This is a genomic window from Thermonema rossianum DSM 10300 (assembly GCF_000426825.1).
Lineage (GTDB): Bacteria > Bacteroidota > Bacteroidia > Cytophagales > Thermonemataceae > Thermonema > Thermonema rossianum.
Window position 1 is genome coordinate 431000 of sequence record NZ_AUGC01000001.1, and the last position, 26260, is coordinate 457259.

Annotated in this window: 29 protein-coding genes; 10 read left to right on the forward strand and 19 right to left on the reverse strand. The window is 47.9% G+C overall.

The window, feature by feature from the left end:
- Nucleotides 1-54: 54 nt before the first annotated feature.
- From K384_RS02050 to prfA, 4 genes are all read right to left on the reverse strand, one after another.
- Nucleotides 55-1440, reverse strand: a complete 1386-nt coding sequence (locus K384_RS02050; RefSeq protein WP_169737599.1) for an LPP20 family lipoprotein — start codon at nucleotides 1438-1440, stop codon at nucleotides 55-57.
- Nucleotides 1430-2809 carry a CsgG/HfaB family protein gene (locus K384_RS02055; protein WP_038028817.1) on the reverse strand — a complete coding sequence of 460 codons (1380 nt, stop codon included), beginning with the start codon at nucleotides 2807-2809 and terminating at the stop codon, nucleotides 1430-1432. Before K384_RS02055 ends, K384_RS02050 begins: the two co-directional genes overlap by 11 nt.
- An 88-nt stretch (nucleotides 2810-2897) precedes the next feature.
- Complete coding sequence (locus tag K384_RS02060) at nucleotides 2898-4253, reverse strand: choice-of-anchor Q domain-containing protein (protein ID WP_038028819.1); 1356 nt, start codon at nucleotides 4251-4253, stop codon at nucleotides 2898-2900.
- 2 nt (nucleotides 4254-4255) lie between these two features.
- Nucleotides 4256-5329 (reverse strand): peptide chain release factor 1, encoded by a 1074-nt coding sequence (gene prfA / locus K384_RS02065; RefSeq protein ID WP_038029035.1) that lies wholly within the window; start codon nucleotides 5327-5329, stop codon nucleotides 4256-4258.
- Between the two features lie 234 nt (nucleotides 5330-5563).
- Between prfA and K384_RS02070 the strand changes: the two genes are divergently transcribed.
- From K384_RS02070 to K384_RS02085, 4 genes are all read left to right on the forward strand, one after another.
- Nucleotides 5564-6091, forward strand: coding sequence for a YfiR family protein (locus K384_RS02070; protein WP_245605269.1), 528 nt, complete (start codon nucleotides 5564-5566; stop codon nucleotides 6089-6091).
- Nucleotides 6092-6298: 207 nt separating this feature from the next.
- Nucleotides 6299-8248 (forward strand): GAF domain-containing protein, encoded by a 1950-nt coding sequence (locus K384_RS02075; RefSeq protein WP_038028824.1) that lies wholly within the window; start codon nucleotides 6299-6301, stop codon nucleotides 8246-8248.
- 23 nt (nucleotides 8249-8271) lie between these two features.
- A complete protein-coding gene (locus K384_RS02080) occupies nucleotides 8272-8853 on the forward strand; it encodes a hypothetical protein (protein ID WP_038028825.1) in 582 nt (193 codons plus the stop codon).
- A gap of 59 nt (nucleotides 8854-8912) precedes the next feature.
- Nucleotides 8913-9239, forward strand: a complete 327-nt coding sequence (locus K384_RS02085) for a HesB/IscA family protein (RefSeq protein ID WP_038029037.1) — start codon at nucleotides 8913-8915, stop codon at nucleotides 9237-9239.
- Between the two features lie 90 nt (nucleotides 9240-9329).
- On the opposite strand, the gene K384_RS02090 is transcribed toward K384_RS02085, so the two are convergent.
- The 3 genes from K384_RS02090 to K384_RS02100 form a co-directional block, all read right to left on the reverse strand.
- On the reverse strand, nucleotides 9330-10076 hold the full coding sequence (locus K384_RS02090; protein WP_038028826.1) for a hypothetical protein: 747 nt from the start codon (nucleotides 10074-10076) through the stop codon (nucleotides 9330-9332).
- Nucleotides 10066-10503, reverse strand: coding sequence for a DUF3592 domain-containing protein (locus K384_RS13200; protein ID WP_051633026.1), 438 nt, complete (start codon nucleotides 10501-10503; stop codon nucleotides 10066-10068). The genes K384_RS02090 and K384_RS13200 overlap by 11 nt, the downstream gene beginning before the upstream one ends.
- Nucleotides 10504-10655: 152 nt before the next feature.
- Nucleotides 10656-11363 carry a hypothetical protein gene (locus K384_RS02100; RefSeq protein ID WP_157630010.1) on the reverse strand — a complete coding sequence of 236 codons (708 nt, stop codon included), beginning with the start codon at nucleotides 11361-11363 and terminating at the stop codon, nucleotides 10656-10658.
- Nucleotides 11364-11803: 440 nt separating this feature from the next.
- Between K384_RS02100 and K384_RS02110 the strand changes: the two genes are divergently transcribed.
- Nucleotides 11804-12235, forward strand: a complete 432-nt coding sequence (locus K384_RS02110; protein ID WP_038028829.1) for a SpoIIAA family protein — start codon at nucleotides 11804-11806, stop codon at nucleotides 12233-12235.
- A 97-nt stretch (nucleotides 12236-12332) separates the two neighbouring features.
- On the opposite strand, the gene def is transcribed toward K384_RS02110, so the two are convergent.
- The 7 genes from def to K384_RS02145 all read right to left on the reverse strand — a co-directional run bounded on the left by def (nucleotide 12333) and on the right by K384_RS02145 (nucleotide 17855).
- Nucleotides 12333-12911 (reverse strand): peptide deformylase, encoded by a 579-nt coding sequence (def, locus tag K384_RS02115; protein WP_038028830.1) that lies wholly within the window; start codon nucleotides 12909-12911, stop codon nucleotides 12333-12335.
- 45 nt (nucleotides 12912-12956) lie between these two features.
- The gene (ruvX, locus tag K384_RS02120) at nucleotides 12957-13370 is read right to left on the reverse strand and encodes a Holliday junction resolvase RuvX (protein ID WP_038028831.1); all 414 of its coding nucleotides are present in this window, start codon (nucleotides 13368-13370) and stop codon (nucleotides 12957-12959) included.
- Between the two features lie 12 nt (nucleotides 13371-13382).
- Entirely contained in the window at nucleotides 13383-14666 is a 1284-nt protein-coding gene (locus K384_RS02125) for a UDP-N-acetylmuramoyl-tripeptide--D-alanyl-D-alanine ligase (protein ID WP_038028832.1), read from the reverse strand.
- Between the two features lie 51 nt (nucleotides 14667-14717).
- On the reverse strand, nucleotides 14718-15806 hold the full coding sequence (locus K384_RS02130; RefSeq protein ID WP_071837410.1) for a sensor histidine kinase: 1089 nt from the start codon (nucleotides 15804-15806) through the stop codon (nucleotides 14718-14720).
- 43 nt (nucleotides 15807-15849) lie between these two features.
- The gene (locus tag K384_RS02135; protein ID WP_038028833.1) at nucleotides 15850-16536 is read right to left on the reverse strand and encodes a response regulator transcription factor; all 687 of its coding nucleotides are present in this window, start codon (nucleotides 16534-16536) and stop codon (nucleotides 15850-15852) included.
- A 145-nt stretch (nucleotides 16537-16681) separates the two neighbouring features.
- Nucleotides 16682-17104 carry a hypothetical protein gene (locus K384_RS02140; protein WP_038028835.1) on the reverse strand — a complete coding sequence of 141 codons (423 nt, stop codon included), beginning with the start codon at nucleotides 17102-17104 and terminating at the stop codon, nucleotides 16682-16684.
- Between the two features lie 7 nt (nucleotides 17105-17111).
- Nucleotides 17112-17855, reverse strand: coding sequence for an ABC transporter ATP-binding protein (locus K384_RS02145; RefSeq protein WP_084147080.1), 744 nt, complete (start codon nucleotides 17853-17855; stop codon nucleotides 17112-17114).
- Between the two features lie 35 nt (nucleotides 17856-17890).
- Here K384_RS02145 and K384_RS02150 point away from each other — a divergent pair, with 35 nt between their 5' ends.
- Together K384_RS02150 and K384_RS02155 are read left to right on the forward strand one after the other, a co-directional pair.
- Complete coding sequence (locus tag K384_RS02150) at nucleotides 17891-19273, forward strand: sigma-54-dependent transcriptional regulator (protein WP_038029045.1); 1383 nt, start codon at nucleotides 17891-17893, stop codon at nucleotides 19271-19273.
- On the forward strand, nucleotides 19263-20579 hold the full coding sequence (locus K384_RS02155; protein ID WP_038028836.1) for a sensor histidine kinase: 1317 nt from the start codon (nucleotides 19263-19265) through the stop codon (nucleotides 20577-20579). The genes K384_RS02150 and K384_RS02155 overlap by 11 nt, the downstream gene beginning before the upstream one ends.
- Here the strand turns inward: K384_RS02155 and K384_RS02160 are convergent.
- From K384_RS02160 to K384_RS02170, 3 genes are all read right to left on the reverse strand, one after another.
- Nucleotides 20576-20971 (reverse strand): rhodanese-like domain-containing protein, encoded by a 396-nt coding sequence (locus K384_RS02160; RefSeq protein ID WP_038028838.1) that lies wholly within the window; start codon nucleotides 20969-20971, stop codon nucleotides 20576-20578. The two genes, K384_RS02155 and K384_RS02160, sit on opposite strands and share 4 nt — an antisense overlap.
- 19 nt (nucleotides 20972-20990) lie before the next feature.
- Nucleotides 20991-21308, reverse strand: coding sequence for an ArsR/SmtB family transcription factor (locus tag K384_RS02165; protein ID WP_211245208.1), 318 nt, complete (start codon nucleotides 21306-21308; stop codon nucleotides 20991-20993).
- Nucleotides 21309-21385: 77 nt separating this feature from the next.
- Nucleotides 21386-22630, reverse strand: a complete 1245-nt coding sequence (locus tag K384_RS02170) for a metallophosphoesterase (RefSeq protein ID WP_038028843.1) — start codon at nucleotides 22628-22630, stop codon at nucleotides 21386-21388.
- 149 nt (nucleotides 22631-22779) lie between these two features.
- Between K384_RS02170 and K384_RS02175 the strand changes: the two genes are divergently transcribed.
- Together K384_RS02175 and K384_RS02180 are read left to right on the forward strand one after the other, a co-directional pair.
- Nucleotides 22780-23244 (forward strand): hypothetical protein, encoded by a 465-nt coding sequence (locus tag K384_RS02175; RefSeq protein WP_038028846.1) that lies wholly within the window; start codon nucleotides 22780-22782, stop codon nucleotides 23242-23244.
- Between the two features lie 78 nt (nucleotides 23245-23322).
- Nucleotides 23323-23841, forward strand: coding sequence for a Spy/CpxP family protein refolding chaperone (locus K384_RS02180; protein WP_038028848.1), 519 nt, complete (start codon nucleotides 23323-23325; stop codon nucleotides 23839-23841).
- 73 nt (nucleotides 23842-23914) lie between these two features.
- Here the strand turns inward: K384_RS02180 and K384_RS02185 are convergent, their stop codons facing one another.
- Nucleotides 23915-24814, reverse strand: a complete 900-nt coding sequence (locus K384_RS02185) for an SDR family oxidoreductase (protein ID WP_038028849.1) — start codon at nucleotides 24812-24814, stop codon at nucleotides 23915-23917.
- A gap of 112 nt (nucleotides 24815-24926) precedes the next feature.
- On the opposite strand from K384_RS02185, the gene K384_RS13205 reads away from it, so the two are divergent.
- A complete protein-coding gene (locus tag K384_RS13205) occupies nucleotides 24927-25403 on the forward strand; it encodes a J domain-containing protein (RefSeq protein WP_051633027.1) in 477 nt (158 codons plus the stop codon).
- Nucleotides 25404-25443: 40 nt separating this feature from the next.
- On the opposite strand, the gene K384_RS02195 is transcribed toward K384_RS13205, so the two are convergent.
- Nucleotides 25444-26250: a thymidylate synthase gene (locus tag K384_RS02195; protein ID WP_038028852.1), complete on the reverse strand. Its 807-nt coding sequence runs from the start codon at nucleotides 26248-26250 to the stop codon at nucleotides 25444-25446.
- Between the last annotated feature and the right edge of the window lie 10 nt (nucleotides 26251-26260).

The window sequence follows — 26260 nt, forward strand, 5'->3', positions numbered from 1 at the left end:
TGGAAATAAAAAAAGAGGGCATTTGCCCTCTCTTGCCATTTATTGACAGCTTTTTTACAAAAGTGCTTCGGTAAGCTTTCTTACCAACTGTAGACTCACTTCCTGCTGGGCTTTTTTGTAGGCATCCAAGCCTGCCTTTTCGTAGTCGGTTTGAAAACCTTTGATGTTGTCCAGTACGGTGCTCATGATTTCGCGTTGTGTGGCAGGGTCTATCGCTACCGCCTTAATGCTGAGCTTGCTGATATAAATAGCTCCGCTGCGTGAAAGCGCTTCGGTGTTGGCTTCAATAGACAGCACCACATCGGCACCTTGGGGTGTGCGGCTGAATTCCACTCCTTTTTTGCTCAACTCGTTTTTTATGTACTGCTCTACAATATTGTTGTCGAGAGCTTTGCCCAAGTTGTATTCTTTTGATTCTATGTAAACGACGGGCTTTTCAATATGAATGGTAACTGTAGCTTTGGGGGTGGAAAAGCGCTCAATAAGAAAACGTTCAAGCTTGTCGCTTTCTTTGACCTTGGCAATTTGCATGAGGTCCGGTGCTACGATGAGGTGGAGAGTCCCCGTAGCGCTGATGGCTTTTTTGAGTTCGAGACCGGCAGTGCCGTTTGCGTCAGTAGTGGGGGGGCAACTCAACAAGCCCTCACCGCCTTGGAAATAGCTGTGCAGGGGCCAATAAGCCAATGTTTGTTGATTAGCCACGGTGGCTTTCAATTTCAGCAATTGAGGCCGGCTGTTGCGACGCTTAAGACGCACCTCTTGCGGTGTTATTTGAAGGTCGATTTTATTCAATATGTTTTGAATGCCGTAGTAAGCTTCTACCATCAACGAGCGGGATTCGCCGTTTACATTTATTTCAAGGTTTTCGCCCCAATAATTTTTTATGGCAAACAAGGCTTGAAAATAGCCCTCCATGGCTTCTGTCCATTGGCGGCGTTGCTCTGCCTCTTTGGCTTTTTGATAAAAAGCAAAGGCGGTCTGGCGTGCGTTTTCTTTTTTCTGTTCCTGCTGGCGTGCATACTCGGCTTTCGACAGGCGGTAATATACCCAATAGCGCTCGCCGTCTTCGTAGGTATCTACTATTTCAAAGTTTTCGATTTCGGCAGTGGCAGTGGTTTTTATGTTCGACTCATACTCTTCGCGAAAGCTGCCGTTTTTGTCTAACTGATAAAGAAAGGAAGTGCTGGAAACAGTTACTTTTATTTCCGAAATGAGGTCTTGCAGTGCATTTTTTTTGGCAGTTTCCTGGTAGTCGGGCTGCCGCATGCTTGCACTGCCAATGCCTATGTAATAGACCGAAGAGATGGGGCGTGCCTTGACCCACTCCGGGCGGTCGTCTTCAATATTTTGGGCAGATGCCGGCACGCTCTGCTTTTGGCAGGCGAGCGTGCCCCACAGCAGTACCCACATACAAAACAGGTAAATCGATTTAGTTTTCATATTCCGTTTCAACATAGTGAATGACATTATTTACACATTGTTCTGCAATACGTTCTAAAAGCGGATCGAGCATGCCTTGGGTGGAGTTGAGTTGCCGCTTGGCAGTGAATAGGTTATACAACTCTTTGCGAGCAGAGGAAGAGGTGTTCACGCCGACATCGCTGCCGGGATACAAGTTTTTATAGTCGCCGCGATAAGTGGCATAGTGAATGTGGTCGCTGCTGGATTGGCGTGCGATATTGGAGAAAATGATTTTTCCCGTTTCCGAAGAAATCAAATAATACTGCACACTTACTTCTACGGTTTTGGATTGTTGGTACTCTGTATAGTTGGTTTTACGATAACGCACCTCATATACGGTTTTATTGGTAGTGGTATCGGTAACTTTTACCTTATAGGCTTCATAAGCTATTTTATTTACTGCTTGCAGGGGCGTTTGCTCTATAGAAACATTGATAATTCGAGCAGCCAATACGGCTTTGGCGCCCAACAGCTTGCCGGCTTCAGCAGCCGTGCCTTCATTCACTACGCCTGTCATGCCCAATTGCTGCTCGTTGAGAAATTTGTCTATGTTGTCGCGATCGACTACCTCTATAAGCGGATGCTTGTTGTTGACCAAGCGGTTGATGATGCGCCCGCGTAGACTTTCGGCGTAGGGGCGGTTGTTGTAATTGCCGGGAATGACCGGCAGCACACTGACCGTGAGCATGGCTTTACGGCGGCAATACTCGCGCAGCTGGCGGACATCCTTATAATCAGGTAAGTTGCGGTATATTTGGTCGAACTTATAGAAGGCTTGTTTATATTTCTCTTCGTTCATCAGGCGGTTGCCCTCGCGATAAATGGGCTCATAGGTGCTGGTTTGTTTAAGCTTTTTAACGTCTTTGTAATTGGGGTCTATGCTAAGAATTTCTTCAAAAATATTGTTTGCTTCATCGAACTGCTCTTCAAGCAATTTTTTAGTCCCTTCCTGATAGCGTTGTGCAAGATATATACCTTTCGATTCTTCAAAGTATTGGCGGTGGGTAGGTGGAATCCGGAGTTGTACGGAATGCTGTGCCACCTGCTGTTGAAACGCTTGCGCCTTCAGAAAAGCGTAAACAGTTTCGCGATGTTGTCCGTTGGCATGCGCTTGAAACACTTCGCTCAGGTAATCGTCCAGCACGCGTTCGCCCACGCGCTTCAGTCCCATTTGGGCTTCTGTTTTGCGGGGATTGCGCCGGATGGCTTCCATATAGCTGTTGGCAGCTTCCAGATACATGCGTGATTGCTCGAAGGCAATGCCTTGCTTTAGATATTTTTTAGCACCGCTGCAGCCGGCCAATAGGCTAAGTATGCATAAGCAACAAAAAAGTAAGTAGTTCTTCATAATCTTTTGACATTGGTTCCTTTGCTTCAATAAGCTAAGAAAAAATGTGCCAAAAAGTGTCTTTTTGAAGCATAAAAAACAAAAAATGTCAAGGGCGGTATTCAAAAGCCCCAATATCGGGTTGGTTATCGCGGGGCAAGCCTTCTATGTCGTTGGTTATGGAGGTGGGTAAGCCCCGGTCAATGAGTGGTGAGTTTTCAGCCGGCCGCAAATTCAAGGCGCGTTCATCTTGAAAAAGTACGCCGGAAGGGTTTACCTGATTTTGATTGTTGCCGGGGTTCAGTACTTCGGCAGAATAAGTGGCTGTTTTGAATACATTATGAGCCGCTTGTAAGCTTAGACCGGGTCCAATGAAAAATATTTCATCGGACAGACTGCCCCAAAATACCGAATTAAACAAGCTGATGCTCATGGGGGGGGCGTCGTCGTTTTGAAAAAAGACAGTGCCCGGCTCGTTGTTCCGGAAGAAATTGTATTCATAATTGGCAAAAGTGCAATGCACCAGCTCATAACTGCCCCCGTCGTTGGCTTGAAAAAGGCGTTCAATGCAATTGCTGATGATGGTATTGTACAGGCGCATTTGCGTGTTAAAAGCAATGCAACCGGCCACGGAGGCATGATAAATCTGACAAGCGTTTATATCTACTTCCGTATCGCTGCATAAGATGCCTATTTCGGCATTGCGCAGTGTACAGTAGTTCAACAGGTGACGACCGGTGCCGGGATAGAGCAAAAGCCCGCGCCAAGTGCCTACAGCTCTTTCGTACAACGGCTCTTGGCGGAAGCCACCTATCACCACCGAGTCGGCCGGGGTGCCATTGATGATGAGCGTACCGAAGACATGCAGGGCAGCGCGATTATAAGCATAAACACGTGCCCCGGCTTCTATGGTAAGGCTACAGCCCGGCGCCACACTCACCGAATCGTAGAGAATATAAGGCCGGCCGGCGTCCCATACGGCATCGCAGGCAATGGTGCCGCTGATATGGGCTACGGTCTGCCCCCAGCTGATGAGCGGCACTTTCTGTTGGTTGCTGTTGGTTTCGAAAAGCAGTTCATCATAAAAAAGTTCCGGCTCTTGGTTTTGGCTGTTGCCCGGCAGGGTGGCCGACACCAGCACGCGCAGGCTGTCGCCGGCACGCAGAAGCACGTTTTCCCAAAGGCTGCCTTCTTTGCCATTGATGATGACCCGATAGGGCGAAGTGCTGCCCCCTTGGAGCGTAATGCGCCGGATGCGTACGTTTTTGCTGTTTTTATTGTAAACACTGAAACGATAAGTGGGGGTGGTCAGGTCGGTGAATACCGTATCCAATATGATGGCATCATTTGAGAATGAAAGCTTGAGGCTTCCATCGGAAGAAACAGGCTCTTCCAAGCCTTGGCATGCAACCAATAGGCTTAAAAGAGCCAAAAAAACATACGAATACCGCCCTTTGAATCTCATCTTTATTGCACGCTTCCTTCCTTCAGTTTTTCGGCATTATCGGCAATGCGCAGGGCATCAATGATTTCTTCCAGCTCACCATCCATCACTGCCGGCAGGTTGTAGAGGGTCAGACCAATACGGTGGTCGGTTACGCGGCTTTGCGGAAAGTTATAGGTGCGTATTTTTTCGGAACGCTCGCCCGTTTTTACCATCGAACGACGTTGCTCGCCTACTTCTTTGTTGTGCTTTTCCAGCTCGAGTTCATAAAGGCGGGCACGCAGCACCTTCATTGCTTTTTCTTTGTTTTTTATCTGCGACTTCTCATCTTGGCAGCTTACTACCACGCCCGTAGGCAGGTGGGTAATACGCACTGCCGAATAAGTAGTGTTTACCGACTGCCCGCCGGGACCCGAAGAACAAAACGTATCGATGCGCAGGTCGTTCGGGTTGATTTCTACATCTACTTCTTCCATCTCGGGAAGCACCGCCACACTGGCGGCAGAGGTGTGCACCCGCCCTTGGGTTTCGGTAGCCGGCACCCGCTGTACGCGGTGTACCCCCGACTCATACTTCAAAGTGCCATAGGCGCCACTGCCCATTACCGAGGCAACAATTTCTTTGTATCCGCCGGAAGTGCCCTCGGTGTAGTCGAGTATTTCCATCTTCCATCCCTGCTTCTCCGCAAAGCGCTGGTACATGCGGAAAAGATCGCCGGCAAAGAGGGCTGCTTCATCGCCGCCTACTGCCGCCCGTATTTCAAGGATGGCGTTTTTATCGTCGTTGGGATCTTTGGGGATAAGCAGCAGCTTCAGCTCTTCTTCCAACTGCTCTTTGGCAGGCAGCAGCTCATCGAGCTCCATTTTAGCCATCTCGCGAAACTCTTCGTCTTTCTCGTTGGCTAAAATGTCTTTGGCATTTTGAATGTTTGATAAAACAGATTTATATTTTTTATAGGCATCTACGATTTTTTCCAGCTCTTTGTATTCTTTGCTGAGCTTGGTGTAGTTGTCCATGTCACTCATGACATTGGGGTCGCTCATTTGGCGACTTACTTCTTCGAAACGTTCAACAATCGCCTCTAATTTAGCTATCAGGTCCATATAAATTTTGCGTCTTTAAAAAACAGCTTTTGCAAAATTAACTAAAATTTAACTAAATTGATATTCCTAAACGGGCCGGAAGCCCTACCTTTGGAGCAAGCAAGGCAAAAAATTGAAAAAACCATTTTAAAACATACAAAAACTTGACTGATTGGCGTTTACGATTCACATAAATTGCCTTATCTTTGTCAACCAATCGCTTATAAGAAAAAAGCAAACATAAATACTATGAAGACAATTCGATTGTTGTGTTTATCGGCTGTAATGACACTGTTCGTGCAATATGCACAGGCGCAAGGGGGGGATTACAAGTTCCACAACATTTTTATTTACAACTTTACAAAGTACATTGTTTGGCCCTCTGACTATCAACAAGGCGATTTCGTAATAGGTGTTTTGGGGGCGTCGCCTTTGACCAATCAGTTGAAGTATTGGGCGGGTAAAAAGAAAGTGCGCGGTGTGCAACCTATTGTAGTGAAGCAATACGAATCGCCCAACGATTTGCGCAACGAAAAAGTGCACATGATATTTATTCCATACTCGAAAAGTGGCTACTTGAAATATGTGCAGGAAGCCGTGAGCGGGAAACCCACGCTGATTATCACTGAGAAAAACGGCTTGGCGCTCCAGGGAAGCATGATCAACTTTGTGGTGCGTAATGGGCGTTGGACCTTCGAAATCAATGAAGAAGCCACGGAAAAAGCAGGTTTAAAAGTATCGAGCCAGCTGCTGCGGGTAGCCATTCGGGTACGCTAACCGAAAAACGTCTTGTATTTGCTGCCACCTTGCCGGTCAAATGGTGAGGTGGTATTTTTGTATAAACCGGTGCGATGGCTTGATTGAAGCTAAGCACTTCAGGAAAATATTTATTTTTTCGAATGCACTCTTAAGCTTGTAGTTCTTTTTCTTTTTTGTTAAAAAAGCGTATTTTTAAGCAAAATAGTCGCATCAACAGGCAAACATATGAAACGAAAAGGGCTAACTATACGCGGAAAAATACTTTTAGGCTTTGTTTTGGAAGTACTTATTTTCGCTGTTTATGGTGTGTATGGTATTGTTACCGTACAGAACAATGCGGTAAAAATAGATGAATGGAACCGGGTCATAGACCCCTCTTTGGATGCCATCAAAGACTTAAAACTGCTGGTAGTCAACTCGCAGCGTCTTACCTTCTCTTTCATCTATTCGCCCCCGCAAGCACCCACACTCGAGGAAGACAAGCAGGCGCTGCAGAACTTGCACGAGCAGGAATATCCTCAATTGAAAGAGCGTATCAGCACACTCACCGGCTTTTGGAAAGACAGCACACAGGTAGAGCAAATGGAGAATGCCTTTCAGAGAGTGGAAGCGCTCATGGCAGATCAAAAAGTGGCACTTAGCACTTTCCGGACGGTAGATGACCGGAACGACTTCCTGAAAATATCGAATCTGAACCAGTTGGTAGAAGACAAACTGCTGCCGGCTACCTCTGTCATTTTGGGCGACCTGGACAAAATCGAGCAAGCCAAGAAGCAGGAGAAAGAAATCTATCACGACGACGTGGTGGAGGCATTTCAAAACCTAAAACTGCAGACCATCTTGCTGGTGTTATTCATTACCTTCGTAGGTTTGATATTGGCATGGTTGGTAACCAACGATATCGTATTGCCCATTGAAAAAATCAATGCAGTAATTGCGCGCCTGAGCCGTGGGGAACTGCCCGAAGAAAGCGAAATAGATACGATAAGCAAGCGGAGCGATGAAGTGGGCGAGATAGCCCGTTCGGTGTATAACCTGGTGAGCGGGCTGCGTTCGGTAGCTGCCTTTGCCGAAAGCATTGGTCGCAAAGAGTACGATGTGCCCTTTAAGCCACTCAGTGAAAATGACGTTTTGGGGAACGCCCTCATAAACATGCGTGACAACCTCGCCAAAATGACCACGCTGGAGACACGCCAAAACTGGGCAAACCGTGGTTTGGCAGAGTTTAGTAGAATTCTGCGCGAAAGCAGTGATGATGTGGAGCACATGGCCGATGTGGTAATTTCGGAGTTGGTTACTTATCTGAAAGCCAATCAAGGCGGTTTCTTTATTGTGCGCGAAGACGAAGAGGGGGAAGAAGAGCCTTACTTGGAGCTGGTGGCTTGTTATGCATGGGATAAAAAACGTTTTCTTGAAAAGAAAATTTATAAAGGCGAAGGATTGACCGGGCAGGTATGGCAGGAAGGTGAAATGCTTTACCTCGAAGACGTGCCCGATGACTATGTCATGATTACTTCCGGTCTTGGCAAAGCCAATCCTAATAGCATTTTGATTGTGCCTTTGAAAGCAGCCGATGTGGTGTATGGAGTCATTGAGTTGGCTTCTTTCGATAAGTTTGAAGACTATCAGCGGGAGTTTGTGGAAAAAGTAGCAGAAAGTATTGCGGCTACCTTGGCCATGCTCAAAAACACCGAACAAACGCAGCGCCTGCTTGAAGAAAGTAAGATGCTGGCTGAGCGTATGGCAGCGCAGGAAGAGCAAACACGCCAGTATATTGAAGAAATGCAGGCAACGCAGGAAGAATTGGCACAACGTCAGCTGTTGGCTGAAAGCAAAGAGCGGGTTATTTATTCCAATGCCATTGTGTTGCATGTCAACAAACGGTTCCAAATCACGCAAGCCAACGAGCTGGCCTCGCAGGTGCTATACTATGCACCCGAGGAGCTCAAAGGCATGACACTGAATGAACTGTTCGCTTCCGAAGCCAAATACGAAGAAATGCGCATGCAGCTGTCACGGGGACAAAGCTGGCGCGGTATTGTAACCATCCGTGCCAAGTCGGGCGATGAGTTGTGGGTGAAAATACTGGCGGGCACCATTCAAAACGGAGAAAGCACTGAGTATATGATCGTGCTTGATGATATCAATGAAGCCCGTTTGCTGCATGTGAACTAAGTGTTTTTAAAAAAAACAGGAAAATGAAACGAGTGGTTTTTTTCTGTGGGTGGATAGCCTTGCTATCCACTTTTTGTTGCGCTTGCGAGGTGAAAACCATCAAAGAGGCAGGCTATGATGTAGAAGCCATCCGGGAAGAAATGGAGTTGCGCAAAGTCAAGCGCATCACGCCGGCAGAGTTTGTTTCTTGGGTAGATGAGCATGGTAGCGAAGCGGTGGTGGCACTGAATCGCTATTTGGGCACCTGTTTGCAACAGACTACTTTTGCAGCCTGCAAACAGCAAATGCGGCCTTATGCCGACAGCCTTGCCCGCGTTCATGGCTTTCGTTACGAGTACTTGGATAGCCAAGACTTACAAGAAAAGGTGCGTGCAGCCAAAAGCGAACAAGAAAAGCAACTGTGGACGGCTTATCTCTATGCGCTCGAACAAGACAATGACTTGCATACCAACGTGCAGTTTATGAAAGCACGCAGGGAGTATTGGTACACAGCGCCCTTTGTGTTGTATGAAGAGTTTCGTGAAAAGTCGCAAGCCAAAGAAGTGGTGAGCGGCTTGTGGCTGTTGCGGTTTCCGCAGAAAGAAATTGTGAAGCGATTCAAGTAAAGGAAACTATTCTGTAAGCAGGAAAGTTGAAAATAGAAGACCTCAAAATAAAACTCACTATGGTAACGATTACCGATAAAGCGAAAGAAAAACTCATACAACTGCGCGCCGGCGAAGGCAAAGATGAAAGCTATCATTTGCGCGTGGCAGTAAAAGGCGGCGGCTGTTCGGGCTTGATGTATGACCTCTCTTTTGACAACCAAATACAGCCCGGTGACGAAGTGTTTGAAGACAAAGGCATTAAAATCTTAGTGGACAAGCGCAGCCTGCTCTATTTGTTGGGGACTACGCTCGATTATTCCGACGGTCTGAATGGTAAAGGGTTTCAGTTTATCAATCCCAATGCGTCGCGTACTTGCGGCTGTGGCGAAAGCTTCGCCGTGTAGCACATAACCAATGCGATGCCTTCTGTTATGGATTAAGAGCCTTTCCATAGGCGGGAAGGCTCTTTTTTTATTTATTGAGCTTTTCGATGATTAATCAGTGGCATTGTCCACGCCCTGCAAAACAAGGGAAGGGTCCAGCAGCCCTATAATGGGTTCTATCTGCTGCATGTGCTTCTTTACAAGCGTAATTTCCTGAGGTGAGGCGGCTTTTTGTAATATATAATCAAGCTCTTGTTGTGTTTTCTCGACTTTCTTGCGCCACTTTTTACTTTCGAAGTTGTCGAAAGCACGGCTGCTTTCTTTGGCTTGTTGTATAGACTTCTTTATTTCTTCTTTTGTGCTTTCATCTATGTTGGGGTCCTGAAGCATGCTTTCCATGGCGTGGCTATATTCCTGCATTTGTGTCTCATACTCTTCTTTGATATGTCGCGGGTCCGCCATTTCTTTGCCCTTTAGTACTGTAAAAACAAAAGCAATTTTACGCCCTGTCCGGTAGAACTCTTCCGCATCCCATCCGGTAGCTTCTATAGCATGCTTTACTTCGCTACGTAATTGATGCTTGCGCGTAAACGCCGTCAGTGCCTCTTCGCCGGCAACCTCCTTTACGGTTTGTGTTGCATCAATAAAAGACGATAGCTTGTCTTCAGTGAGACGCTGTGCTTTGAGTATAGCCAACAACTTGCGTTCGCTTGCATCCAGTTGTGCTTCCAGGTGGGCATATTTCGTTTTGTCCGTGAGGCTTCCCATGCCTTCACTACCATTGCTGCTGTCGCAGCCGGCTGTCAGAAGGCAAAGCATGAAAAACAGAAAAGACCATATCGAAGAGTTAGCTTTCATAGTTTCTTGCTTTTTTTAAGAAGTTGCGCCGCACAAGCCATCCAATCAGAGCGATGATGCCCCCCAAAAGAAGCAAAAACAGATGCAGGAAATTACGTTCCCAAAAAGCGTCTATTTGTGCTTCAGCCGGATTATCCGGGTTGTAAATAACCGGTACCTTATCGCCTATACTATACTTAAACATGTCTTGATTTACTTCCAGATCACTCCTGAAAGTAATTTTTTCGCCCGATTGGGTATAAAACTCCACGGCGGGAGAGCGATAAATACCGTTCTCATAGATATCGACTACTGTCCCTTGTGTGCGAATTCCGCCACTGTTGAGTGCACGCGCCTGCAGCAAGGCCTGCGCTCCCCAAAACATGAGGCCGGCACCCATAAACATCAATACTATACCTACAAAAGAAACTCTTCGATAAGCATTCATAGTCGAGGTGTTTTAGGGTAAACGTATATCTCTTGCCGGAGTGTGCTTTTTCAAACACGCGGGGGCTTTGCCAGAAGGTGAGAGGCGATACTTGACCCCGTCCGCAGTGTTTTATTTATGCAAACTATTGACTATTGCAAAGAAAATGTTTCTTAATAGATAGCGGGGCTTAGGAGATCTGCTACCTTTTCGATGTTTTTTTTATGCTTCCTGATAAGCTCAACTTCTTCTGGTGCTGCCATTTTTTTGTAAAGGACTTGTCCTATTGCTTTTTCACCTGCTTCAAAGCCTTCCTTCGATTCTTTGCTTTGTAGCTCCTTTTGTTTTTGCCTTATCTCTTCCATCTGCTCCTTGATGTGTTCTTTCTGGCTTTCCGGAAAATTGGGATCTTGAAGCATTTTCTCGTACATATCGGAGGCGCTTTCAAGGCTTGACACAGCTGTTGAGTGCGCTCCGACAAGTGTCCATATGCCGGCTACTTTGTGGTATATCCAGTAAAACTCATCCGGCTCCCAGCCTGCTTCCCGGATAGCCTGAATTACTTCCGGGCTCGACTTCTGCTCTTTTTGAGTAAAACGAAGCAGGGCCTCCCTACCCGTTTTTTGCTTTAGCGTCTGCATGGTTTCTATAAACGAAAGCAGTTTTTTTTCTGTCAGGGTGTGTTTTTTGATGTTGGCCAAAAACTGAAGTTGTTCTTCATCCATGCCGGCTTCAAGAGCAGCATCTGCCATTTTTTCAGATAGGGTGTTCGATAACCGGTCGCCGCTATCTTCACCGTCGCCAGAGCAGCTGCTTATTAATAAAAAGCAGCCAACAGCTAAGCATGCGAATAATACAGTAGTGATTTTTTTAATGACCATAGTCTTTGGATTGTTTGTTGAAAGAATGGCACAGCTGGATGTTGCATTAGTGGCAGAGCGAATGGCAACCGGGAGGTACGTTCTATTTGAGGCAACCGTGACACACTGCACCGATGTAGTGGGATTTCTAATTATAAGATAGAAACTTTTAGGCTGAGTAACAAATATGCAAAAGTGAAATATGCCCTTTTTTGAAAAAATGCCGCTTGTCAAAAAAGAAAGAATACCTGTTGAAGAGGTTATAATAAGTTTATATTCTTTTAAAAAGAAAAATATGAGAATAAGTGCTTTGTTTTGCAGTAGCTTAGTTGCTTATGTGCCAATGATTTTGTAAATTATGTAAAGGGATATTGCCAAGGCAAAAACACATCAGTTTACTTTGAAATTTTATCTTTGCAAGCCTGTTTCTTCTTCATCAATCTTATTCAAAGCTGAATTTTATGATAGACCTGTCAAGCGCTTATTATCATACCGAACACGTGAATATGTTTTACGTGTCTGCCCCTGAAAACTGGTTGGAGATGCGATGGAAGGGGCACATTTCGTTTGCTGAAGTGCAGGAAGCCATGCAGAAGGCATTGAAGATTTTAAAAGAAGTGAAAAGCAACAAGTTGCTTTCAGACCACAGGGCAGTAACGAACTCTTGGGACTCAGCCAACCGCTGGATTGTGGAAAAATGGGTAAGCGATGCCCAGAGCTTACGCCTTCGATACGTTGCTTTTGTGGCACCGGAAGAACTGTTGCCACGCATTTCACTGGACAATTTGTATCGCATGTTGATGCGGCGGCGGCCGGAGTTGGAAGGAAAAGTGCGCATCTTTAAAGACGTGGAAGAAGCGCGCAGCTGGCTGCGAACCATGGCTCTGAGTTAAGAGCTGCTTACAGCTGTTTCGCTTTTGAAAAAAATAAAGGCATGCAAACATTCACCGGAAGGGGTTTGCATGCCTTTATCCTTTCCGGCGGGCAGAATTACAGGGCAATCTCTTTCGCAGCAAATTTCATGGGATAGGAAGTATTCACCTCACCTTTTACTATTTTTTGCAATTTGCGCTTAATCAGTCGTTTCTTCAGAGGTGAAAGGTAATCAATGAACAGCTTGCCTTCGATGTGGTCGTATTCATGCAATATCACACGGGCAGTAAAGCCGTCATATTCTTCTTCATGTAGCTGCCAATCTTCGTCAAAGTAGCGGATTTTAACACGTTCCGGACGGTTTACATTCTCACGCACATCCGGTATGCTCAGACAGCCTTCCTCCATTGTCCACTCTTCACCGCCGGTTTCGATTATGACGGGGTTGATGAACGCTTTTTTAATATACTGCTCCTCTGTATCTGCTTCCTCTTCTTCTTCTTTCAAATGCAGGGTGTCCACTATAAACAGGCGAATGGCTTTGCCTATTTGTGGAGCAGCCAAGCCTACGCCATGGGCTTGGTACATCGTTTCAAACATATCTTCGATAAGCTGCTTGAGGTCGCTGCCTTGAGCAATATCTTCTGCTTTTTTACGCAACACGGGGTCACCGTAAGCTACAATAGGGTAAATCATATTTTTATGAACTGTTTGCTGTAACAAAGATACAAACAAAATTGCTTAGAGGCGCTGCTGTAGAAACTCTTGCAGCAGCAATGTGGCAGCCATGCGGTCTATGTTCTCTTTGCGGCGGCGGTATTTTTGCTTGGTACCACCGGCAATCATTGCCCGCACGGCATCTTTGGAACTCCCGTATTCATCTACGAGGTGTACCTGAACCGAGGGGTATCGTTTTTTTAATTCCTGGATGAAGGCGTCGATGGCAGCGGTGGAGTCGGTAGGGCTGCCATCGGCTTTGAGCGGGTAGCCCACAACAAATGCTTCTACTTCTTCTTTTTGCATGTAACCGTGCAGGAAGTCCCAAAGGTGGGCAGTGGCTACCGTTTCCAGAGGCGAGGCGATGATTTGAAGCGGGTCGGTTACCGCCAAGCCGGTTCTTTTCATGCCGTAGTCAAATGCCAAAATACGCGCCATAATGCCGCCTGTTTAGTCATGAATAAAAGGAAGAACACTTTCCAGCTGCATGCCCCGCGAGCCTTTGATAAGTATATGGTAGCCGTGCCAGTGTTGGTCCGACAACCAGTTATGCAGCGAAAACTTATCGGGAAAATAGTAGGCAGCCGGCAGGTGGCGCAAGGCTGCTTGTATTTCCTTACCGTAAAGCACCACTTTGTCGAATTGGAAAGAGGCTACCAAGCGCCCCAGCTCTTCATGCGCTTGTTGACTATAAGTGCCCAGTTCAAGCATGTCGCCCAGAATCAGCATTTTAGGGCGTTGTGGCAGACGTGCGAAGCTCTGGATAGCCTGCTCCATAGAGCTTGGGTTGGCATTGTAGGCATCCAGTATGATGCGCACTTGCCCCTGCTCAATAAGCTGTGAGCGTTGGTTTTGTGGAGTATAAGTGGCAATCGCTTGTAGCGCTTCGTGCCCCGGCACGCCGAAGTGCAAGCCTATGCAATGGGCAGCAGCTATGTTGTCGAAGTTGTATTCACCAAAAAGCCGGGTTTGAAATACATTGCCTTCGTTGTCCCGGATACTGACAAAGTAGTTTCCTTCGGCAAGCGCAATGCCCGCCGGGTATTCTATTCGATGGGGCAGCCGGCTTGCCATGCGCATCAACCACTCATCGCGGCTATTGACAAAGGCAGTCCCTTCGTGTTGCAACAGGTAATAATACAGCTCGCTATTGGCACGGGCAACACCTTCCAAGCTGCCGAAGCCTTCGAGATGGTCCATGCCTATATTGGTGATGAGTCCGTGGGTGGGGGCTGCTATTTCGCACAGGGCTGCTATTTCGCCTTCGTGGTTGGCGCCCAGTTCTATGACAGCTATCTCGGTATCAGAGGGCATGCGCAAGAGGGTCAACGGCACGCCTATGTGGTTGTTGAGGTTGCCCGGAGTGGCAAAAGCACGATAGCGGCAGGCAAGTGCCAGCCGGGTGAGCTCTTTGGTCGTTGTTTTGCCATTGGAACCGGTAATGGCTATGACAGGAATATTGAATTGTTTTCTGCGATGATGCGCCAACGCTTGTAGCGCCTGCAGGCTGTCTTCTACCAGATGGCAGCGCGCATCTGCCCGGGCTATGGCAGGGTCATCGACGATCGCCGCCATGGCACCTGCCTGCAGTGCTTGTAAAGCAAATTGATTGCCATCGAAGCGCTCGCCCCTTAATGCCCAAAAGAGTTGCCCTGCTTGCAGGCTGCGCGTGTCGGTACAAATGCCTTGACTTTCTTTATAGAGCCGGTAGAGCTCCGCAATGGAAGTGTACATGTCGTCTTATTTAGAGCCGGATGCTGCCGCCAAAGATACGAAAGTTTGCAGCTAATTGCCTGCTTCCATGCTTTGGCTTTGTGTGGTTGAAGTCTGTAAAACGGGCAGGGCTTTCGCATGAGTAGAAAGATAAAAGCTGAAACGGGTGCCTTCATCTACTTTGCTTTTTACTTCTATTTCGCTGTGGTGCGCCAAGATGATTTGCTTGACGATGGCAAGCCCCAGCCCACTGCCGCCGCTCTCTTTCGAACGGCTTTTTTCCACACGATAGAAGCGCTCAAATATGCGGTGCAGGTGCTTTTTGGGAATGCCCACGCCGTTGTCTTCAATGACCACCTGGCAAAAGTCTTTGCTTGGCTGCAAACGCACACGCACAAAGCCGCCTTCTTTACCATATTTAATGCCGTTCTCTACCAGGTTTACAAAAACCTGCCGGATACGCTGTGGGTCAGCCCATGCCTTGCATTGTCCGGGCGACTCCAGCTTCAGCTCGATTGCACGTGCCGCTGCTTTATTTTGCAGTTGTTCGAACACATCCGCACAGATGCGGTGCAGGTCCACTTCTTGAAAATTCATTTGAATGACACCTGTTTCCATCTGCGAGAGCATGAGCAGGTCTTGGACCAGGTGCTCGAGTCCTTCGAGGCTTTTGTTTGCCCTTTCCAGAAACACATAGCGCACTTCTTCATCGTCAATGGCGCCATCCAGCAGGGTTTGTATGTAACCTTGTGCGGCGAAAATAGGGGTTTTGAGCTCGTGTGATATGTCAGCAATGAACTCGCGCCGGAAGGCTTCCAACTTTACCAGGTCGTCAATTTCCTTTTGTTTCTTGGCTGCATAGCTATATATCTCTTTGTGCAGGTCTTGCAGCGGTCCCGATATGGTAGCCAATTGCCGCTTGGCAAGCTTAAAGTCTTTCTTTTTGATTTTGTTGAGTGAGGTGTACAGTTGATTCACTTCGCGAAAGATGAGCAACTCCAAAGCCAAAGTGTTGAGTATGACACCGGCCGCAAAGGCAATGCCGAAGCACGTAACAAGCAACCAGGGGTGGCTTTCAGGAAACAGCGAGACAAAAAGGGTCGTAAGGCCGGCAATACATGCCGATATGAACACAGCCCATCGTTTGGGTGAACGAAGCATATGATTTATGGTCTTAACAGTTCAAAACTACTTTTGGCTTTTTTTACTCTATGGAAAACTTATAGCCCACGCCCTTGACTGTCTTAATATAGTTGTCGCCGATTTTCTCGCGTATTTTGCGCACATGCACATCTACGGTGCGGGTGAGAATGAACACATCATCGCCCCATATGTTCTGCAGCAGCTCTTCGCGGCTAAATACCTTGTCGGGGTGTTGTGCCAAAAAGAAAAGCAATTCAAACTCTTTGCGGGGGAGTTCCATGTCCTGGCCGCGCAAGCTAACCAAATACTTATCGCGGTCAATGACAAGGTCACCAATTTCTATGCGGTTGCCCTGAAACTCACGACTACGCTTGGTTTCCCGCTTCAATACGGTGGCAATACGTGACATGAGTGCCCGTATGCGTATGGGTTTGGTTTGGTAATCGTCGGCGCCAATGCCAAAGGCTGCTATTTCGGAATACTCTTCGCTGCGGGCTGTAAGATAGAGCAAGTAGGTGTCTTCGTTTTCTTCTTTGATGCGTCGTCCGGCTTCTACGCCATCCATTTTGGGCATCATGATATCCATGATGATGAGGTCGGGACGAAACTGCCGGGCTACTTCTACCGCTTCTTGTCCGTCGAAGGCCGTTCTTACTTCGTAGCCTTCCTTTTTTAAGTTATAACTCAATAAATCAACAATATCCCGTTCATCGTCAACTACTAACACCTTGTAAGGGCTTGTGCTCATAGTGTATGTGTGTTTTTGTTTTGTGGTAAAATTAAGTTTTTTTAATCAAATGATAAGTGACAAGTGTTTGATTGACAAAATTTTAACTCTTTGGTAATGATTTCTTTACGCCCCCTTACGGCTGCCATAGCTAAGTGCGCGGAAATCAATGTACTATGTCTTCAAATAGCCACTGCAGGGCTTCTTCTTCGTCTTGGAAATAGCGAATGGGGGGAAGCGACAAGCCGCGCTCCGGTACTTTCTTATTGAGCTGTACGTGCAAACTCAGCTCGCCGAAAGCATTCCGGAATGGCAAAATAGCTACGCGAAAGGGGAAGGGGATGCGGGCAATGGCTTGCGGATACCACTCTTCGTAGGTCCAGCGTATTTCTTCGACTGTCTGCAAGGCGGCATCTTGCAAGTCAATGAGCCAGCGTTTTAGTGCCTGCTCTTTTGCCAGACGCACACTTTCATTCCACACCTGCCGGTGCTCTTTTGAGGGGGCAAAGCCCCACCATTCTACCGTAATCAATCCTTTAGAAGCATCTATTTTTATACAGCTGTGTTCGCTCCGGAAAACTGTTTGCATGGGTTCCCTATGTTTGTTTTTCGCCAATAATTTTTCCGTCCAGCATATACACGATGCGTTGGGTATAGTGTGCCCATTGCTCGGCATGGGTAACCATCACAATAGTGAGGCGTTGGGCTCGATGCAACTCTTGCATCAGCTGCATGACCTGCACACTTTCGGTACTGTCTAAATTACCGGTGGGCTCGTCGGCAAGCAGCAGAGAAGGGCGGCTTGCCAAAGCACGCAGCAGTGCTACTTTTTGCTGTTGTCCGCCGGAAAGCTCGTAAGGGTAGGCATGGCGCCGGTGCCACAGGCGCAGCCGCTGCATCCATTCTTTGAGCTCGGCAGGGTCGAAAGTCGCTTTTTGCTTTTTATAGCGCAGCGGCAGCATGATGTTTTCATACACATTCAGCTCTTCCACCAGATTGAATTGCTGAAACACCATGCCTATGTAGTCGCGGCGCAGCGTGGTACGTCCCTTTTCGGTAGCCGGCGCCGGCTGCTGTCCCCAGTATATACTGCCGGACGAGGGCACGTCTATCAAGCCCAGCATATTGAGCAAGGTGGTTTTTCCACAGCCCGAAGGTCCCATGACCGCCAGAAAATCGCCGTGGTCTATGCGCAGGTTGAGCCCACGCAAAGCGGGTGTTTGTATGCCGCCCGAGTCATAATATTTGTGCACGTCTTTCAGTTGAATAGGGTAGAGCTCGTCGGCAGTGGTGGGCTGTCGAAATGAAGACCTGTCAAATAGTTTATAAAATTTGTACATTCGCAAGAAGAGGCTTACGCTCAAATATGCAAGATATGGCACAAGCAGCAAAAAAGAAAATACTGATTGTGGATGACGACGAGGATGTGCTATGGGCAGTGAAAATGCTGCTCAAAAGGCAAGGGTGGGAGGTGAGCACCGAGCAGGATCCGCGCCGCATCCCTTTCTTGGTGTCGCAGCATGCTTTTGACCTTATTTTGTTGGATATGAATTTTCGCGAAGACACCACTTCGGGGAAAGAAGGCTTTGAGTGGTTGTCTAAGATATTGGAGATAGATCCGCATGCCGTAGTGATTATGATTACTGCCTATGGCGATGTGGATACGGCTGTGCAGGCTTTGAAGGCCGGTGCCACTGATTTTGTGCTGAAGCCATGGGAAAATGAAAAACTGATTGCTACCGTGCAGGCAGCGCTTAAGTTGCGCGATTCTTACCGTCAAGTGGAGCAGCTGGAACGCAAAAACGAGCAACTCACAGACCTTATCAACCGGGCAGACGTGGAAATGCTGGGTGAGAGCGCCCCCATGCAAAAGGTGCGTCTGCTTATTGACAAGGTGGCTGCCACCGATGCCAATGTGTTGATTTTGGGCGAAAACGGCACCGGTAAACAGCTGGTGGCTAAGATGATTCACCGCAGGTCGAAGCGCGCAGCCAAGCCTTTCATCAGTGTGGACATGGGCGCCGTAAGCGAAACGCTCTTTGAGAGTGAGCTGTTTGGGCACAAAAAAGGCGCTTTTACCGATGCCAAGCAGGACCGTATAGGACAGATGGAGCTGGCGCATGGCGGCACGCTCTTTTTAGATGAAATTGGCAACTTGCCCCTGTCGCTGCAAGCCAAGTTGTTGACCGTGCTGCAAGACAGGCGCATTCGCCGGCTTGGTAGCAATGACTGGATAGACATAGACGTGCGCCTGATTTGTGCTACCAATATGCCTTTGCATGATATGGTCCGGGAAGGCAGCTTCCGCCAAGACTTGCTTTATCGTATCAATACCGTGGAGATTTACTTGCCCCCTCTGCGTGAGCGCAATGAGGATATTCCCCTTTTGGCAGACCACTTTCTCAAGCGCTTCGCCCAAAAGTATAGAAAAGAAGTAAAGCAGTTTTCTGCCGAAGCACTTAAGACATTAACGGCGTACCACTGGCCCGGCAACATCAGAGAGCTGGAGCATGCCATCGAGCGGGCTGTTATCATGGCAGATAAAAGCAGCTTGGACAGCAGCGATTTCGCCTTCCTGCAAAAGACCGCGGCGCCTGCTGCCTTGCCCGGCGATTTGCCTTTGAACTTGGAAGCCTTGGAACGCCAAGCTATTGAGCGGGCTTTGAAGAAGCATCAGGGCAATGTGAGCCGCGCCGCAAAAGAATTGGGCATCACACGTGCCGCCTTATATAGACGTATGGAAAAATATGGACTTTAAATCTCCCTACCGGCAATTGTTTGTGTATGCGGTGCTGGCATGTGTGTTTGTGGGCACAAGCACGTGGAGCTATGAACAGGGGCGCCCACTGACAGCCTTGTTGCTTATGCTGCTTGCTATGGTGGCGTTGGTGCATATGTGGCGTGTTTTGGGGCGTATCGAGCGCAGATGGTGGCTGCTTTTCGATGCATGGGAAGCAGGTGAGCCGCGCCGGCCGGCTGCTTTTCAGCGCTACTATGCGAAAGCCCATGACCGTTGGCTGGCAAGCATGGCGGCATTGCAACAGCAACAAGAAAAACAAGAAGCACGACAGCTGTTTTTAGAAACTTTGCTTGCCAATATAGAGGTGGGGCTTGTGGTGCTGCGCCCCGATGGCAGCATTTACTGGCACAATCCGGCTGCCATGCGTTGGTTGCAACTGCCCCCGGCCGCACGGCATGTGCAGCAGCTGCCCCCGGCATGGGAAGCATGGAAGCAGTGGGTGCTGCAGGCTGCGCATCACGAAGAGCGTTTGTTTGAAATAGCCATGGACCATTCCTTGATGAGTTTCGCTTCGAAAGTGAGCCGCTTTGCAGTATTGGGCGAAGCATTCATAGCCGTAGGTATTCAAAACCTGCAGCATTTGATGGAAGACAAAGAAATGATGGCCTGGCAACAGCTGACCAGGGTGCTTACGCACGAAATCAGCAATTCGGTAACGCCCATTGCTTCCATATTGTCTTCGGTGCGCGAGCTGATGCAAGCCGAAGCTTTGACGGCAGAAGACCATGCCGAAATACAACAAGCATTGGCTTTGGTGGAGCGCCGCGCCCAAGACCTCATCCATTTTGTGCAGGAGTTCCGGAATTTAACCAAGATGCCGGAGCCCAACCGCCGGTGGGTGCAGGTACGTCAGTTGTTTGAAGAAGTGGCGCAGCTGATGCAACAAGAGGCAGAAGCCATACAGGCAAGTATTGAAATAAGAGTAGAGCCTGCCCATATGCAGCTGTGGGCAGACAGAGGCTTGCTCATGCAGGTGCTTATCAATCTGTGCAAAAATGCTTTGCATGCTTTGGCAGAAACAGAACGGGTGCGCAAGCTGCAATTGACGGCCGTAGAGGGCGAGCGTTATTTGGCAGTAGAAGACAATGGCACGGGCATCAGCCCCGAGGCAATGAGGCGGCTTTTTGTCCCTTTCTTTTCCACCAAGAAAAAAGGCTCAGGCATAGGGCTGAGCCTTTCACGACAGATCGTAAGGGCACATGGTTGGCGCTTGCGTGTGCAATCGGAATGGGGCAAGGGTACACGCATCCGTATCGATTTTTAGCGCTCTACCGGCAACTTTTGCGCCTGCCACTGCATGATGCCTCCTTTTAGGTTATATACCTTCTTGAAGCCAAGCTCTTTCATGAGAGCAACGGCGCGACTGCTTCGCCCCCCACTGCGACAATAAACATAATAGGTCTTGTCTTTGTCCAGCTGTTGCAACTTGCTGCGGAAATCATCGTCATAGAAATTCAGCAATTGGGCATTGGGTAAATGCCCTTCGCTATACTCTTCGGGCGTGCGCACATCCAGCACCACGCCCGGTTCTTTCTTTAGCTGTTGGGCAAAAGCTTGGGCGTCTAAGTCTTTTACGCCCTGCGATTGCGAAGAACCGGAGCAGGCAGTAAGCAACAAGAAAAGAATGCTTATGATAGAAACGGCAAAGGCTTTCATATTTATCGGGGGTTTTATTTTATAAAGCATCGCAGCTGCTCATGCATTTCAGTACGCCCAGCACTTCTTTCATCTTGAGTGAGTAAAGAATATTTTTCCCTTCACGCTTACACTCAAGAATGCCCTTCAACTTCATATTGGATAAATGATGTGAAGTGAGCGATTGCTCCGAGCCCATCATTTCACAAATGGCAGACACCGATAGTTCTTCATGCTCTGCCAACAATTTTACAATGCCCAAACGCATGGGGTGGGCAATGGCTTTCAATATGAAAGCTACCTTCTCGATTTTTTCTGCACTAAGGCCTTGCAGGTTTACTTCTTCCATCGTTGTCATATGCTTCTGTATTCAACTCATTTAAGCAACAAATTTAAATGAAAATATGTTCATGTAAAAACAAAGCTACGTTTTTTTTAGGCTCTACCACTGCGCAGCTCCAATACCGTGATTTCCGGAAGAATGCCCACCCGCCCGGGGAACCCTATGTAGCCAAAGCCCCGGTTGACATATAAATACTGCTGCCCTTCGCGGTAAAGATCTGCCCATTGTTTGTAACGGTACTTGGCCGGGCTCCAACGAAAATCGCCAATTTCTATACCAAACTGCATGCCATGGGTATGCCCGGCAAGGGTGAGGTCTATGTCCGGGAACTCAGGACGTATTTGCGCGTCCCAATGGCTGGGGTCGTGCGAAAGCAAAATTTTTACCGGATATTCTTCGGCGCCTTGATAGGCTTTGTGCAGTTTACCATATTTGGGAAAGCGCCCGGTGCCCCAATTCTGCACACCTATGAGGGCAATGGCTTCGCCTTCTACCTGTATGGGCAGGTGCTCGTCGAGCAACAAGCGCCAGCCAAGGCGGCGGTGTGCCAGCAACATATCTTCGAAGTTTTTGCGCTTGTCTTCAGCGCTTGCCCACGCGCGGTAGTCCCCGTAATCGTGGTTGCCCAGCGTGGAATATACGCCCAAGGGGGCTTTTAGCTTCTCAAACAGCTGTATGTAATCGTTGACTTCTTTGGTTTCGTTGTTCACCAAGTCGCCGGTAAAGCAAATAATATCGGGCTTTTCGTTGAGAATCATTTCAATGCCGCCCTGCACGGCGCGTTTGTTGAAAAAACTGCCACTGTGGATGTCGGATATTTGGAGCAAACGGATACCATCGAACTTTTTGGGAAGGTTGGGAAGGTATATTTGCCGGCGGCGTACGCGATAATCATGTGCGCCCGATAAAATACCAAAACTCATGGTGGCCAAGGGCACTGCAGCCGTAACCAGAGCAGCTTGGCTCAAAAATTCGCTGCGACTGATGCCTTGCGTGTTGCTGCCATGCGAAACAGCCACTTGGGCAGTCCACCGGAATAGACGTCCGAGGTCGTCTATGAGCAGCACCACGGCCACCAGCAGTTTCGATACGAAAAAGACGAAAGTAAAGCCAATGCTAAGTGTTTTCCACGTAGCCCATTCGGTGCCTAAAAAATTATAGGAAAGCACGCTCAGCACACTAAATACAGAAATAGACCAATAAAGGGTATAAATGCGTTGGCGTGTGGTGGGAGGGCTGTCGTGCCATACGGTGCGTACGGCTTGAAATACGTACCAATCTAAAAGCAAAAAAATAGTGGTGAGTACCACAAGAAAGATAATTCTACCCTGTTGCATCTATACTTTTTAGTTTTGTTAAAGGGAAAAACCTTCATAACAACACATCAAAAAGCAAGGAGGTTTATTTTGAATGAATAAAAGCAAAATAGATTGCTTATCTGCTTGGAAAAAAGTAACTTGATAGAAGAACCAAATATAAGGTTACCATGCGAGCAATTTTCCTGATTTCGTTTATGTTATTCTTCTGCGGCTACGTGGGCAATAGCTTTGCCCAAGAGAAAAATCCGCAGAACAGCGGGCAAGAAGAGGCAACCGCTGACTTACAAAAAGAAGAAGCCCGGATTCAACAAGAAACGGCCAAACTTGAATTGCATCTCGAAAAGCTTCACAGGCAGATGCAACTAATTCAAGCAGAGCTTGCACAAAAAGACGCAGCATATCAAAAAAAGGCTCAGGAGCTGCATCAAAAGATGGAGGAACTGCGGGAGCAGATGGAAGCGATTCAAAAAGAGATTTTCGAGCAAACGAATCAATGGCTTGAAGAACGTCTGCAAAAAGAACAAGCCATCAACGGACTGGTATCGCAAATTTTGCAAGCAGAACAGGCGCTGCTTCGTCTGAGAGACCGGCTCATGCAACAAAAGATGAAAGAAACGGAGATGAGAGAGTGAGCTATTCTTTCAATGGCGCTTTAAACCTTTGAGCTTTGAACGGCTCTAATAGCATGTAAACCAAAAACAGAAAGTACTATGAAACTGACAAAAGTATGGATGTTGTTGGCAGCTATGTGTTTTAGCTTGTCTGTATTTGCACAAGAAGCGCCCAAGCCACCGCAAAAAGAACATAAAACACCCGAAGAACGCGCCAAGGCAGTAACCGACCGCATGAAAGAAAAGCTTGCCCTCAGCGATGAGCAGTACCAACAGGTGTACGACATTAACCTGAAAGCTGAAAAGCAGCTGGAAGAATTGCGAAAAGAGCGCGAAGCCATGCGCGAAGAGGCGAAGGGAGAGCGTGAAGCCATGCGTGAAAAAATGAAAGCACACCATGAGGCATGGAAAGAAGTGCAAAAAGAAAGAGAGGAAGCTATACGCGCAGAACTGAACGAGGAGCAGCGCGAAAAGTATGACCGGTGGATAGAAGAGAGAAAAGAAAAACATCATGAGCGCGTGGAAAAACGCAAAGATGTACGCAAGCACCGTCGCGGTGAGAGAAAAAGAGGCAAGCCGGTAGAGGAGAAAGAGGAAGAAATTGAAATAGAAGACTAAAAAAACGGCCAAGCACACAAAAACGGGCACCTTCCGCAGAATGGCGCCCGTTTTTGCTTTATGCCTATCCGGTTTATTTGTTTCCTTTTTTGGCTTTCACCATCTGTTCGAGCATATCCCACATTTCTTGTGGTACAGCATCCAGCATATTGAACTCACCGGCACCTTTGAGCCATTCGCCGCCGTCGATGGTGACCACTTCGCCGTTTATATAAGCAGAGAAGTCGGACATCAAATAGGCTGCCAGGTTTGCCAGCTCTTGGTGTTCGCCTACACGCCCTACCGGTATTTTATTTTCAGGCTTGAGCTTTTGTCCCAGTTCTGTCTCTGCCAATGCCGGCGGGAACAAGCGGCTCCATGCTCCTTCGGTGGGGAACGGACCGGGCGCAATGGCGTTCATACGTATCTTGTATTTTGCCCATTCCACAGCCAGTGAACGCGTCATTGCCAACACGCCCGCTTTGGCACAAGCCGAAGGTACCACATATGCCGAGCCGGTCCATGCATAGGTAGTGACTATATTGAGCACCGTAGCCGGTATTTGCTCTTTTATCCAGTACTTGCCAAACGCCAAGGTGCAGTAATAGCTGCCCCGCAATACGATATCTACGATGGTGTCGAATGCCCGGTGCGACAAACGCTCGGTAGGCGAAATGAAGTTACCCGCTGCGTTATTTACCAAGCCATCTACTTTGCCGAAATGTTCCACTGCTTGCTTGAGCATATTTTCCACCGACTCGTAGTCGCGCACATCGCAGGCTACAGCCAGCACTTTGCCGCCGGTTTCTTTTTCCAGCTCTTTGGCTGTTTCTTGCAACACCTCCAGCTTACGGCTGGTGATGACGCAGTGAGCGCCTAACTGTAAAAAATATTTTGTCATGGAGCGCCCCAGGCCGGTACCGCCGCCTGTTACTACTATCACGCGGTCTTTCATGCTGCCTTCAGGCAACATAGGTTGTGTGTACAATGCCATAATTTTCTATAATTTTAATTGTTTGATGAAATTACACCTTTAAAATAGTTGTTTTAATTGCAAACCTTTGCCCGAATACTTGCTCTAAAATACACAAAAAACCTAATAAAGTATGCTTGCCGATAAGTTTTGGAAAATTTTTATGTCGCACATGATAGACGCCCTCGACAAGGACTTGGATGACTTGCTTTTTGGGGAGGAAGAAGACACTGCCGGGCGCCAACAGCAATACAAGCGCAAAGACCCCTTCGAAGAGTTTGAGGAGAAGTATGCGCGCTATCAGCAATATCAACAAAAGCGCTACGAGCAGTTTTATCAACAATATTCCTATCAACAAAACGATTACAAACAGTCTTCATTCACAAAGAACACCGCCACGCAAAGCGTAGAGGCGCGTTATTACGCTTATTTGGAGTTGCAGCCCGGCGCTTCTTTCGAAGACATACGCAAGGCATACAAAAAGCTGATGAAACAATATCATCCGGACCGCTTTTATCAAGATGAAAAAAAGCGGCAAATAGCCGAAGAGGTATGCCGCAAGCTCAACGAAGCCTACACTTACTTCGAGAAAAAACACAAAGTAAAATAAAAGCGCGGCAAGCAGTCTTGTACCTTGCCGCGTCGTTATGCTATACGCTTACCGGCGCTTTGATTGCCGGATGTGGATCGTAGCCTATCAGCTCGATGTCTTCGTAGCGGAAGGCATCGATGTCTTTTATTTCAGGATTGAGACGCACACGCGGCAAGGGGCGTGGTGTGCGCGACAACTGAAGGCGCGCCTGTTCCAGGTGGTTCAAATAAAGATGCACATCGCCGCCCGTCCATATGAACTCGTGGGCTTCCAAACCGCACACTTGTGCTATCATCATGGTAAGTAGGGCATAGGAGGCAATATTGAACGGCACCCCCAGGAAGGTATCTGCCGAGCGCTGATATAACTGACAAGAGAGCTTGCCGTCGGCTACATAGAACTGAAAGAGCACATGACAAGGTGCCAGTGCCATTTGCGGCAGTTCGCCCACATTCCAGGCGCTTACCAGCAGACGGCGCGAATGTGGGGTGCGTCGTATGTCTTCAATCACCTGCTTGAGTTGGTCTATGCTTTGCCCGTCAGCAGTGCCCCAGCTGCGCCATTGCTTGCCGTAAACAGGTCCCAGGTTGCCGGCTTCATCTGCCCATTCATCCCAAATGGTAACACCATTTTCTTGCAGGTAGCGCACGTTGGTGTCGCCTTTGATGAACCACAGCAGCTCGTGCACAATAGACTTGAAGTGCACTTTTTTGGTGGTAAGCAGGGGAAAACCTTCCTGCAGGTCGAAACGCATCTGATAGCCGAACACACTGATTGTGCCGGTGCCGGTGCGGTCTTCTTTTTTGGTTCCGTTCTGCAGAATGTGCTTCAGCAGGTTTAAATATTGTTGTTCATTTTTCGACATGACAACTCTT

Bases quoted from the DNA above. Each gene is read 5' to 3' on its own strand.
- K384_RS02055 (WP_038028817.1), bottom strand. From the start codon at position 2,809: ATGAAGAACTACTTACTTTTTTGTTGCTTATGCATACTTAGCCTATTG.
- K384_RS02080 (WP_038028825.1), top strand. From the start codon at position 8,272: ATGAAACGAGTGGTTTTTTTCTGTGGGTGGATAGCCTTGCTATCCACT.
- K384_RS02130 (WP_071837410.1), bottom strand. From the start codon at position 15,806: ATGCTTCGTTCACCCAAACGATGGGCTGTGTTCATATCGGCATGTATT.
- K384_RS02100 (WP_157630010.1), bottom strand. From the start codon at position 11,363: ATGGTCATTAAAAAAATCACTACTGTATTATTCGCATGCTTAGCTGTT.
- K384_RS02145 (WP_084147080.1), bottom strand. From the start codon at position 17,855: ATGTACAAATTTTATAAACTATTTGACAGGTCTTCATTTCGACAGCCC.
- K384_RS02090 (WP_038028826.1), bottom strand. From the start codon at position 10,076: ATGAAAGCTAACTCTTCGATATGGTCTTTTCTGTTTTTCATGCTTTGC.
- K384_RS13205 (WP_051633027.1), top strand. From the start codon at position 24,927: ATGCTTGCCGATAAGTTTTGGAAAATTTTTATGTCGCACATGATAGAC.
- K384_RS02060 (WP_038028819.1), bottom strand. From the start codon at position 4,253: ATGAGATTCAAAGGGCGGTATTCGTATGTTTTTTTGGCTCTTTTAAGC.
- K384_RS02165 (WP_211245208.1), bottom strand. From the start codon at position 21,308: ATGACAACGATGGAAGAAGTAAACCTGCAAGGCCTTAGTGCAGAAAAA.
- K384_RS02135 (WP_038028833.1), bottom strand. From the start codon at position 16,536: ATGAGCACAAGCCCTTACAAGGTGTTAGTAGTTGACGATGAACGGGAT.
- K384_RS02180 (WP_038028848.1), top strand. From the start codon at position 23,323: ATGAAACTGACAAAAGTATGGATGTTGTTGGCAGCTATGTGTTTTAGC.
- ruvX (WP_038028831.1), bottom strand. From the start codon at position 13,370: ATGGCGCGTATTTTGGCATTTGACTACGGCATGAAAAGAACCGGCTTG.
- def (WP_038028830.1), bottom strand. From the start codon at position 12,911: ATGATTTACCCTATTGTAGCTTACGGTGACCCCGTGTTGCGTAAAAAA.
- K384_RS02175 (WP_038028846.1), top strand. From the start codon at position 22,780: ATGCGAGCAATTTTCCTGATTTCGTTTATGTTATTCTTCTGCGGCTAC.
- K384_RS02150 (WP_038029045.1), top strand. From the start codon at position 17,891: ATGGCACAAGCAGCAAAAAAGAAAATACTGATTGTGGATGACGACGAG.
- K384_RS02050 (WP_169737599.1), bottom strand. From the start codon at position 1,440: ATGAAAACTAAATCGATTTACCTGTTTTGTATGTGGGTACTGCTGTGG.
- K384_RS02140 (WP_038028835.1), bottom strand. From the start codon at position 17,104: ATGCAAACAGTTTTCCGGAGCGAACACAGCTGTATAAAAATAGATGCT.
- K384_RS02195 (WP_038028852.1), bottom strand. From the start codon at position 26,250: ATGTCGAAAAATGAACAACAATATTTAAACCTGCTGAAGCACATTCTG.
- K384_RS02170 (WP_038028843.1), bottom strand. From the start codon at position 22,630: ATGCAACAGGGTAGAATTATCTTTCTTGTGGTACTCACCACTATTTTT.
- K384_RS02160 (WP_038028838.1), bottom strand. From the start codon at position 20,971: ATGAAAGCCTTTGCCGTTTCTATCATAAGCATTCTTTTCTTGTTGCTT.
- K384_RS02110 (WP_038028829.1), top strand. From the start codon at position 11,804: ATGATAGACCTGTCAAGCGCTTATTATCATACCGAACACGTGAATATG.
- K384_RS02125 (WP_038028832.1), bottom strand. From the start codon at position 14,666: ATGTACACTTCCATTGCGGAGCTCTACCGGCTCTATAAAGAAAGTCAA.
- K384_RS02085 (WP_038029037.1), top strand. From the start codon at position 8,913: ATGGTAACGATTACCGATAAAGCGAAAGAAAAACTCATACAACTGCGC.
- K384_RS13200 (WP_051633026.1), bottom strand. From the start codon at position 10,503: ATGAATGCTTATCGAAGAGTTTCTTTTGTAGGTATAGTATTGATGTTT.
- K384_RS02155 (WP_038028836.1), top strand. From the start codon at position 19,263: ATGGACTTTAAATCTCCCTACCGGCAATTGTTTGTGTATGCGGTGCTG.
- K384_RS02185 (WP_038028849.1), bottom strand. From the start codon at position 24,814: ATGGCATTGTACACACAACCTATGTTGCCTGAAGGCAGCATGAAAGAC.
- K384_RS02075 (WP_038028824.1), top strand. From the start codon at position 6,299: ATGAAACGAAAAGGGCTAACTATACGCGGAAAAATACTTTTAGGCTTT.
- K384_RS02070 (WP_245605269.1), top strand. From the start codon at position 5,564: ATGAAGACAATTCGATTGTTGTGTTTATCGGCTGTAATGACACTGTTC.